Source organism: Nocardiopsis endophytica, assembly GCF_027706725.1.
Lineage (GTDB): Bacteria > Actinomycetota > Actinomycetes > Streptosporangiales > Streptosporangiaceae > Nocardiopsis_A > Nocardiopsis_A endophytica.
In genome coordinates this window covers 89,725-98,778 of the sequence record NZ_JAQFWQ010000010.1, presented here as the reverse complement: position 1 = coordinate 98,778, position 9,054 = coordinate 89,725, and the positions used below count along the sequence as shown (strand labels likewise).

9 protein-coding genes are annotated in these 9,054 nt (G+C 74.8%); 5 read left to right on the top strand and 4 right to left on the bottom strand.

The window, feature by feature from the left end:
• Positions 1–91: 91 nt before the first annotated feature.
• The 4 genes from O4J56_RS05835 to O4J56_RS05820 all read right to left on the bottom strand — a co-directional run bounded on the left by O4J56_RS05835 (position 92) and on the right by O4J56_RS05820 (position 4,089).
• Entirely contained in the window at positions 92–985 is an 894-nt protein-coding gene (locus O4J56_RS05835) for an NAD(P)-dependent oxidoreductase (protein ID WP_270684126.1), read from the bottom strand.
• Positions 986–1,235: 250 nt separating this feature from the next.
• Positions 1,236–1,814 (bottom strand): dihydrofolate reductase family protein, encoded by a 579-nt coding sequence (locus O4J56_RS05830; RefSeq protein WP_270684124.1) that lies wholly within the window; start codon positions 1,812–1,814, stop codon positions 1,236–1,238.
• A gap of 329 nt (positions 1,815–2,143) precedes the next feature.
• Positions 2,144–3,040 carry a hypothetical protein gene (locus O4J56_RS05825; protein WP_270684122.1) on the bottom strand — a complete coding sequence of 299 codons (897 nt, stop codon included), beginning with the start codon at positions 3,038–3,040 and terminating at the stop codon, positions 2,144–2,146.
• A complete protein-coding gene (locus O4J56_RS05820) occupies positions 3,037–4,089 on the bottom strand; it encodes an SPFH domain-containing protein (RefSeq protein WP_270684121.1) in 1,053 nt (350 codons plus the stop codon). The genes O4J56_RS05825 and O4J56_RS05820 overlap by 4 nt, the downstream gene beginning before the upstream one ends.
• Before the next feature lie 95 nt (positions 4,090–4,184).
• Here O4J56_RS05820 and O4J56_RS05815 point away from each other — a divergent pair, with 95 nt between their 5' ends.
• The 5 genes from O4J56_RS05815 (at position 4,185) to O4J56_RS05795 (ending at position 8,980) form a co-directional block, all read left to right on the top strand.
• Positions 4,185–4,934 (top strand): NUDIX hydrolase, encoded by a 750-nt coding sequence (locus O4J56_RS05815; protein WP_270684119.1) that lies wholly within the window; start codon positions 4,185–4,187, stop codon positions 4,932–4,934.
• Positions 4,935–5,194: 260 nt separating this feature from the next.
• On the top strand, positions 5,195–5,464 hold the full coding sequence (locus tag O4J56_RS05810; RefSeq protein WP_017624790.1) for a metal-sensitive transcriptional regulator: 270 nt from the start codon (positions 5,195–5,197) through the stop codon (positions 5,462–5,464).
• A gap of 185 nt (positions 5,465–5,649) precedes the next feature.
• The gene (locus O4J56_RS05805) at positions 5,650–7,044 is read left to right on the top strand and encodes an MBL fold metallo-hydrolase (RefSeq protein WP_270684116.1); all 1,395 of its coding nucleotides are present in this window, start codon (positions 5,650–5,652) and stop codon (positions 7,042–7,044) included.
• 486 nt (positions 7,045–7,530) lie between these two features.
• A complete protein-coding gene (locus tag O4J56_RS05800) occupies positions 7,531–8,154 on the top strand; it encodes a rhodanese-like domain-containing protein (RefSeq protein WP_270684115.1) in 624 nt (207 codons plus the stop codon).
• A 34-nt stretch (positions 8,155–8,188) separates the two neighbouring features.
• Positions 8,189–8,980, top strand: a complete 792-nt coding sequence (locus tag O4J56_RS05795) for a sulfite exporter TauE/SafE family protein (RefSeq protein WP_270684113.1) — start codon at positions 8,189–8,191, stop codon at positions 8,978–8,980.
• Positions 8,981–9,054 lie beyond the last annotated feature (74 nt).

Sequence of the window (9,054 nt, the reverse complement as noted above, 5' to 3'; positions counted from 1 at the left end):
TCTCGGGGAAGTCGGGCTTATCGTGTCCGTTTTGACCCCGAGTTCCCCGAGATCAACGCGGGTTACGACGGGACCGAGGGGCGCCGTCTGTTCACGAGCCCTCGCCGAGTAGCGGGAACAGCCCCGAGAAGCCCTCGTCCCCGTGCCCGTCGGCGATCCGGCGGTCCATCAGCCGCTTGACCTCCACCATGCGCGCGGCGTCGACGCCGTTCGCGCGGCGGTGGTCGATCAGGTCGTCCATCAGGGCCGCCTGGACCGACAGCGGGCCCATGTCCGGCGGGAACTCGCCGTCGCGCACCGCCTTGCCGATGCCCCGCAGCAGCGGCGGATAGCTCGCGGCGATGGAGTCCGCGACCCGGTCGGCGAACTCGGCGGGGTCGGCGCCCTCCAGCTTCACCAGGCGGAGCGTGTGCAGGAAGCCGAGGAGCAGCTCGTAGGCGGTACCGACCTGCGCCATGAACTCGACGGACGCCAGTCCGGCATCCTCGCCGTAGTAGGTGCCGTTGCCCAGCTCCATCAGGGTCGGCTCGTGGGCCTCGAAGGCCGCGCGGGACCCGCTGAAGGAGAAGTGGGCGTGCGAGGTGCCCAGGTCGGGCGGGTCGGCCATGATCCCGCCGTCGATGTACTCGGCGCCGTGCTCGGCCGCCCACCGCTCGGTCGTGCGCGCCTGGGCGGGGGAGTCGCTGGTGAGGTTCACGAGCACCTTGCCCCCGACGGCGCCGCCTACGTCGGCCAGAACGGCGTCGACCGCCTCGTGGTCCAGCAGGCAGACCACGACGAGCGGGCTCGCCGCGGCGGCCTCGGCCGCCGTTTCGGCCGTCGCGGCACCGGCCTCGGCCAAGGGGGCGGCCTTCTCGGCGGTGCGGTTCCAGACCGTCACGGGGTGGCCCCGGTCGAGGAAGGTCCGGGCGATGGCGGACCCCATCGCACCGAGGCCCAGCACGGTGACGGGGGTGGGGGAGTGGGAGGCGGTCGTGGTGGTCATGGTGATCCTCTCTGCTGCCGTCGCCGGCGCGACGGCGGAAACCCGGGGCCCAGCCGGCGCACGGCACACCACGGACCGCGTCCGGATGCCCTGCGCGGTGGGCCTTCCGACTTCACGGGAGAGAACCTAGAACTTCGAGTTAAGTAGAAGTCAACGCTGGATCGGCCGGGGGATCGGTCGGCGGGGCGGTCGGCGGCCCGGCCACAGGATCGGCCGCCGGACCGCCCCGGTCGGCCGGGCTCAGCCGGGCTCAGCCGTGCAGAGTGGGACGGTAGACGAGCTCCAGCGTGCGGCCGTCGAGGGTCCGCTGCTCGATCAGCTCCAGATCGAAGTCGGCCGCGCCCGCGAAGATCGGGGCCTCGCCCGTCCGCCCGGTGACCACCGGATAGAGCGTCACCTGGACGCGGTCGACCAGGCCCGCGGCCATCAGCGCTCGGTTCATCGCCAGGCTGCCGTGCGAGCGAAGGGGGACGTCGGACTCCTTCTTGAGCCGCGCGACCACGTCGACGGCGTCCCCGCGTGCGACGGTCGCGTCCGGCCAGTCGAGCGGCTCGTGCAACGTGGTCGACACGACCGTCGCAGGCAGGTGCCGCATCCGGACGACCCACGGGTCGAACATCTCGGACTCCTCGGTGCTCTCGGCCACCATCCGCGCGAACATCCGATATGTGTTGGCCCCGAAGACCATCCGCTGGTCCCCGCTGTACTGGGCGAGCCGGTGTTCGAGCAGCTCGGGCCCCTGCTTGCCCCAGTAGCCGGTCCAATCCCCGCCGGCGGCGCCGAACCCGTCGAGCGAGGTGAAGACGTCGAAGGTGTACGTGGCGGTCATGGCGCACTCCGTAAGCGTGTTCGTTTCCCGGTCATGAGGTTGGACCGCGGCCGGAGGCGGGATTCATCGCCGCCCGCCCCCGCGCACGCGGGGGGAGACGTCGCTCCGCGTCCGCTGATCGCTCGTCGCCGGGCGGGGGAGGGTGAGGCCGCCCAGGGGGGCGCAGGTCATCACGTCCGAGGGGCGGCGGGCGTTCCGCGCCCTGCTGGAGGAATCGGCCTGGGAGGCGGCGGCCTGGGGACGACGACGGCCTGGGAGGCGACGGTGGGCGGGGCGGCGCGGCGGCGGGGGCGGCGCGCCGGTCACCGCGTCCCGTGGTGCGTCCGTGGTCACGCCGCGAGTCGGAGCCGGTGGTCCGCGACGCCGACGGTCAGGTCCTGGCCCCAGGACATGGTGAGGCGGTCGGACTCGATGCCGTCACCGAAGACCACGAGGCGGTCCGACTGGACGGTCAGAGTCAGCTCCTCTCCCGGTGCGATCCGGCCCTCGATCAGGTCGACCCCCGTGACGGGGGACGGCCATGCCTCGCGGACGAACCAGGCGAGCGCCGGATCGGTGGGGCCGGGCAGGGCGCGTCCGCCCCGGTCGTGCGCGATCGAGGCGCACCACCCGGTGGCGCCGGTGCCGGTGCCGACCACCAGCCCCGACGAGGACTGCCGCTCCGAGCGCCCTCCCGCCGTGAGCAGGTAGCGCGCCGACTGGTGGCCCTGGTGCCCGAGGTACAGCTCGTTGAGCGCCCGGATGCGCTGCCCGTCGTCGAGCCGGCCCTCGACCATCGTCAGGCCCTCCCACTCGACGGCGCCGCCCGCGTCGGGGCCGAGCGCGCGCAGCAGCCGCACCGCCGACCCCGTGTCGTGCCGGGCGAGGACACCGGGGTTGGCGCCGGGCTCCGGATCGACGCCGATCACGAGCTGGTCGCCGAGGTACTTGGCCGCGTTGGCGACGAGGCCGTCCTGCCCGACGACGAGGACGACGTCCTCGGGTGCGAACAGCACCCGGCTCAGGTCGTCCCGCTCGACCTGGGCCACCGCCCACTCGGTCGGCAGCGCCCCGACCACCGCGCTCCGCGCCTGGTGCGCGGCGTCGTGCCGGGCCTGCACCTCGGCCAGGGTGCGGCCCCGGGTGCGCAGGAAGAACTCCGCCTGGCCCCGGGTCGCGTGCCGGTCCAGCAGCTCGTCGAGCTCGGTGCGCCGGTGCACGACGACGGCGCGCGGCCGCAGGCTCACCGGGCGTCCCGGCCGGACGCGGGGGCGGTGCCGTCGTCCTCGGGCGGGGCCGCGCCGCGGTCGGCGAGGGCGCCCAGGAGCCCGGAGACCAGGTCGGGCGTGATGGTGATGCTGCCGACCGCCGGCAGCGCGCCGGCCGCGTCGCGCAACGCGAGCGCGGTGAGCACGTCGCGCCCGAGGCTTGCGTAGACCTGCATGATCTCGGCCTCCTTGGCCGCTTCGGCCGCGCCCAGCTCGCGCGTTTCGGCCGCCTTGGCGTCCGTCTCGATCCCGCGGCGCTCGGCCCACGCCCGCGAGGAGATGAGCGCCGCCGCGGCGGCCTCGCTGGCCTCGCGCTGCTTGTTCGCGCCCTCCTGGGCGACGAGGCGCTCGCGCCGGGTGGCGAGTTCGATCTGGCTGGCGAGCTCGTTCTCCGAGATGGCCCGCTCGCGCTCGACGGCCACCGCCCGCCGCTCGTAGGTGGCGCGGTCGGCCTCGGCCTGGAGCCGCTCGCGCACGGGGGTCTGCAGCGCCTTCTCCACATCGGCCTCGGGCCGGACCGCGAGCACCCGCACGCCGAGCACTTCGATGCCGGTGGCGCTCAGCCGCGTGTCGTCCCGCAGGCCCGCGGTGAGCGCCTCGCGGACCCGGGCGACGCCGGTCTCCAGCGCCTCGGCGAGCTCCAGCGCGGTGACGGCGTCGACGGCGGCGGACTGCGCGAGCTGCCCGACGATCACCCCGGCCTGCTCGCGCCCCTTCGCCTGCCCGCCGTCGTCCGCGACGGGGAAGATCCCGAAGTCGAGCCGCCGGGAGGCCAGCACCGGGTCGGCGAACCGGTAGGTGATGTTCGCCTGGACGGTCACGTCCTGCTGGTCCCGGGTGATGGCGTGGAAGAGGACCGGCAGCTCCTGGTCGGTGGCCGGCACCTCGCTGAGCACGGTGTTCGGCCGGAACCAGAACGACCGCCCGACCCCCTGGCGGCGGACCTCGCCGCGGCTCAGGTGCACGACGTGGTCCGTCGCCGTGCCGAGGTAGTGGCGCAGCCCGGGGTAGGTGCGGATGGTGCCCATGACGGCCTCCTTTTATCGTCAGTGCGACGATAAGCCCTCCGGCGTTTTTTCGTCAATCCGACGAGAATCCGTCGACCGGCCATAGGATGGCCCTCATGCAGAAGCGCTCCGAGGACACCGGGTCCGTCCCCGCCACCGCCGCGACCCTGCCGGTGACGGTCGACATCGTCGCGCTCACCGTGCGGTCGGGGCGCCTGCAGGTGCTGGTGGTCGAGCGCGGCATCCCGCCGTTCGCCGGGCGGTCCGCACTGCCCGGCGGGTTCGTCCTCCCCGGTGAGACGCTCGAGACCGCCGCCGCCCGCGAACTCGCGGAGGAGACCGGCATCGTGCCGCCCGGCCACATGGAGCAGTTGCGCAGCTACGGTCCCTACGGCCGCGATCCGCGCGGCCCGGTGCTCACGGTCGCCTACCTGCTGCTCGCCCCATCCTCCGGACTGCCGCAGGCCGGCGGCGACACGGCGGACGCGACCTGGGTCCCGGTCGAGGAGGCCGCCCCGGCCGACGGCGGCGGGCCGGTGCTCGCCTTCGACCACGACCGCATCCTGGCCGACGGCGTCGAACGCGCCCGCGCCAAGCTCGAGTACTCGCCGCTGGCGACGTCGTTCTGCCGGGAGGAGTTCACCATCGCCGAGCTGCGCGCGGTCTACGAGGCGGTGTGGGGCACCCGGCTCGACGCCCGCAACTTCCACCGCAAGGCCACGGACACCCCGGGGTTCCTCGAACCGACCGGCCGGACCGACGCCTCCGGCCCCGGCCGCCCCGCCGAGCTGTACCGGCTCGCCCCGGGCGCGCGGCCGTCGGCCGCCGTCCTCCATCCGCCCCTGCTGCGTCCCCGCCGTCCATGACAGGTGGCAGGTGCAAAGGTGCGGCCCCGGGTGGGCAGGGGCGGGTCGGACGCCATGATCACCAGCGCCGACAACGCGAGGAACGCCACGAGGGCCTCGGGTGCGGCCACCGTCCCCGGCCCGTGTGGTCGAATCGGGGCCGTGGACGGGGTCGTGCCGTTCGCGGCGCGGCGGCCCGGCGTGAGGGGCGCCTCGCTCCGACCCTTTGTCATACGGGTAGGGGTATGGGGTACCGTGATCGTGACGAAGGGCGGTGGACGATGGAGATGACCCCTGAACTCGTGGGCGATGCCCTGACGCGGCTGCGCCGTGCCCAGGGCCAGCTCGCCGGGGTGATCGCGATGATGGAGGAGGGCGCCGACTGCAAGGCGACCCTCACCCAGCTCGCCGCGGTCTCCCGGGCGCTGGACCGGGCCGGTTTCAAGATCGTCGCGAGCGGTATGCGGCACTGCCGACAGGCCCGCGAGGACGGCGAGGAGCCGCCCATGACCGAGGAGGAGCTGGAGAAACTCTTCCTGGCCCTGGCCTGACCGAGGATCCGGCGCGCTCGCGCGCCGTCCTTTTTTGCCCCGCGCATACCCCCCCGGGGTGTGTGACCAGCAGTAGTCAACGCGCGCGGAGAGTATCCGCGCTCGCCTGCCGCCCCGCTCACCCGCCCTGCCCCGCCCCGCCCCGATCCCCGCCGACCCCGCCCGCACCCGAAACGGAGGCCCACATGACCACCTCGGCCATCGACGTCCACGTCATCAGCACCTCGTCCCTGGGGGACCGCAGCTACCTCGCCACCGACGGCTCCACGGCGCTCGTCGTCGACCCGCAGCGCGACGTCGACCGGGTCCTCGCCCTGGCCGGGCGCCTGGACGTGCGCATCACCCACGTCCTGGAGACCCACATCCACAACGACTACGTCTCCGGCGGCCTCGAACTCTCCCGCCTGACCGGCGCCGCCTACGGGGTCGCCGCCGCCGACGAGGTCCCCTTCGAGCGCGTCCCGCTCTCCGACGGCGACGTCCTCGACATCTCGCCCGCCATGCGCGTCAAGGTGCTCGCCACCCCGGGCCACACCTTCCACCACCTCTCCTACGCGCTCGAAGGGCCGGACGGCGTCGAAGGCGTGTTCACCGGCGGCTCCCTGCTCTTCGGCACCACCGGCCGCACCGACCTGCTCGGCCACCACCACGCCGAGGACCTGGCCCGCCACCAGCACGCCTCCGCCCGCCGCCTCGCCGAGCTGCTGCCCGACGGCGCACGCGTCTGGCCGACCCACGGCTTCGGGAGCTTCTGCTCGGCCACCCAGGCCTCCGGCGACGACTCCACGCTCGGGCGGGAGAAGGAGCACAACCCGGCGCTGCGCCTGGCCGCCGACGACTTCGTCCGGGAGACCCTGGCCGGGCTCGACGCCTACCCCGCGTACTACGCGCACATGGGCGTGGCCAACCTCGCCGGGCCCGAGCCCGTCGACCTGCGCGCCCCGGCCCAGGCCGACCCGGAGGAGCTGCGCGACCGGCTGGAGCGCGGCGAATGGGTGGTGGACCTGCGCAACCGCAAGGCCTACGTCGGGTCCCACCTGGCGGGGACGGTGAGCCTGGGGCTCGACGGGCCGATGGCGACCTGGCTGGGCTGGATGATCGAGTGGGGCGCGCCGCTGACGCTGCTCGGCGAGACGCCCGACCAGGTGGCGCAGGCCCGCCGGGAGCTGGTGCGCATCGGCATCGACCGCGTCGCCGCCGCTGCCACCGGTGAGCCGGAGGAGCTGGCCGCCTCGCCCGAGCAGCTCGCCTCGCTGCCCACGGCCACCTTCGGCGGGCTCGCCGACGCGCTCAGCGGGTCGGTGCCCGATGGGCTGCCCGGCCCGGACGTCGTGCTCGACGTGCGACTGAAGAACGAGTGGGACGCCTCGCACGTGCGGGGCGCGGTGCACATCCCGCTGCCGGAACTGGCGGCGCGCCTCGACGAGGTCCCGGCCGGGGCGGTGTGGGTGCACTGCGGCAGCGGCTACCGGGCGACGGCGGCGGCGTCGCTGCTGTCCCGCGCGGGGCGGCGGGTGGTCCTCGTGGACGACGCCTTCGCCCACGCGGAGCCCGAGGGCGTGCCGATGGTCGCGGCCTGACGGGGCGTCGGGCCTTCGGGGTGGTGAAAGGGCAGCCTCCGCCGCGGAGAGGCGGCGATTCCACCGCCCTTGATGGCCCCCGCTCCCGGGCCCCGGCCGCCCGCGTCGTTCTCGCCCCTGCCGTGCACTCCGGCGGCCGACGAGCAGGCTCGGGGAACCGCCCTGGTGTCCCCGTCGCCGCCCTTTACGGCGACCCCCGGACACCCGCACCCGACAGCGCTACCGCTGCGCGGATGGGCGGTCGGACCGCAGGGCGCCCAGCCTCTCCTACTCCGCTGCCGAGCGCCGCTCCTGCGTCGTTGATCTCGGGGAAAACGACGCTACCGGCGCGGTTTTAGGGGCGGTTCTCCCGAGATCAACGCGGGGCACACCCGCCTATCCGCGCGCCTTCTACGGCCGCCGACTTTCGTCGTCGCCGCGCTCTCCGCCGCACTCCGGCGGCCTGCCGACCCGACCCCGTATCCCCTTCAACGAGATCGAGGAACCATGACCGACCACACTCCCTCCACCCCCGCCGCTCTCACCGTCGATGAGGCGCGTGCGCTGAAGCGGGACGACCCCCGCACCCGCCTGATCGACGTCCGCACCCCCGGCGAGTTCGCCTCGCTCCACATCCCCGGCTCCTCCAACGTTCCCCTCGACCTGCTTCGCGAGCGCCGGGCCGACCTCGCCGCCGACCACTCCGACCCCGTCGTTCTGGTCTGCCGCTCGGGCATGCGCGCCGAAGAGGCCCGAAAGCTCATCGACGCGGCAGGGCTCACCGGGGTCGGGGTCCTCCAGGGCGGTATCACCGCCTGGCAGGCCGCCGGGGCGCCGGTCGAGAAGGGGCGCGGGACCTGGGCCATGGAGCGGCAGGTCCGCTTCACCGCCGGGTCCATCGTCCTCGTCTCGGTCCTGGCCGGGCTCGCCTACCCGCCGCTGACCTGGGTCGCCGCGTTCATCGGCGCGGGCCTGGTGTTCGCGGCGGTCAGCGACACCTGCGCCATGGCCCGCGTCCTGGGACTCCTGCCGTGGAACCGCGCCGCCTCCGGCGACTCGGGGGCGACGCTCTCCGCCCTGACCGGCCCGGCCGCGTCCGGCTCCGCCGAGGCCACCGGGGAGGGCCGGTGAGCCCCGACGGCTGTCGCGCGCTCCGGAGCCGGGCGTGTTAGCGGCGATCGCCTCCGGCGTGGCCGTCGGCATCCTGATGGGGCTGCTCGGCGCGGGCGGATCGGTCCTCGCGGTACCCGCCCTGGTGTTCGGCGTCGGCATGTCCGTCCACGCCGCCATCCCGGCCTCGCTCGCCGTCGTCGGGGCCTCCGCCGTCTCCGGGATCCTCCCCCGCCTGCGGCAGCGCCGGATCCGCTGGGGCGTCGCGCTCGCGTTCGCCGTACCGGGCCTCCCGGCGGCCTACGCGGGGACGGCGATCGGGCGGCAGCTCCCCGAGCGCTGGCTCATGCTCGGCTTCGCCGCCGTCATGGCCGTGGTGGCCGTGCGCATGCTCGCCTCGTCCTCCGACGCGGGCGGTGTGTGCCGAACCGGCGCGGGCGGGGTCGACATCCGCAGGTGCCTCCCGAAGGCGGCGCTCGCCGGTGCGGCGGTGGGCCTGCTCACGGGCCTGTTCGGGGTGGGCGGCGGGTTCGCGGTCGTGCCCGCGCTCACCCTCCTCCTGGGGCTCGACGCCGCCGAGGCCGTGGCGACGTCGCTCGTCGTGGTGGCGCTCAACTCCGCGTCCGGGCTCAGCGCACACCTGGGGGCGGCACCCGTCGACGGGGCGGACGCGGGCGTCATCGCCGGGTTCGCGGCGGCCGCGGTGGCGACCTCCCTCGCGGCCGGGAGGCTGTCCCGCCGGATCGCGGCCGACCGGTTGCAGAAGGCGTTCGGCGCCGCCGTCCTCGCCGTGGCGGCGGGCACCGCGGCGGCCGCGCTGTGGGCGCCCGGCCTCCTGGCGGGGTGAGCGCCCGCGCCGACGGTGCCCGGCCGCCGACGGGGGGACCGGTGGTCCAAGCGGTGCCGAAGCCCCCATCCGCT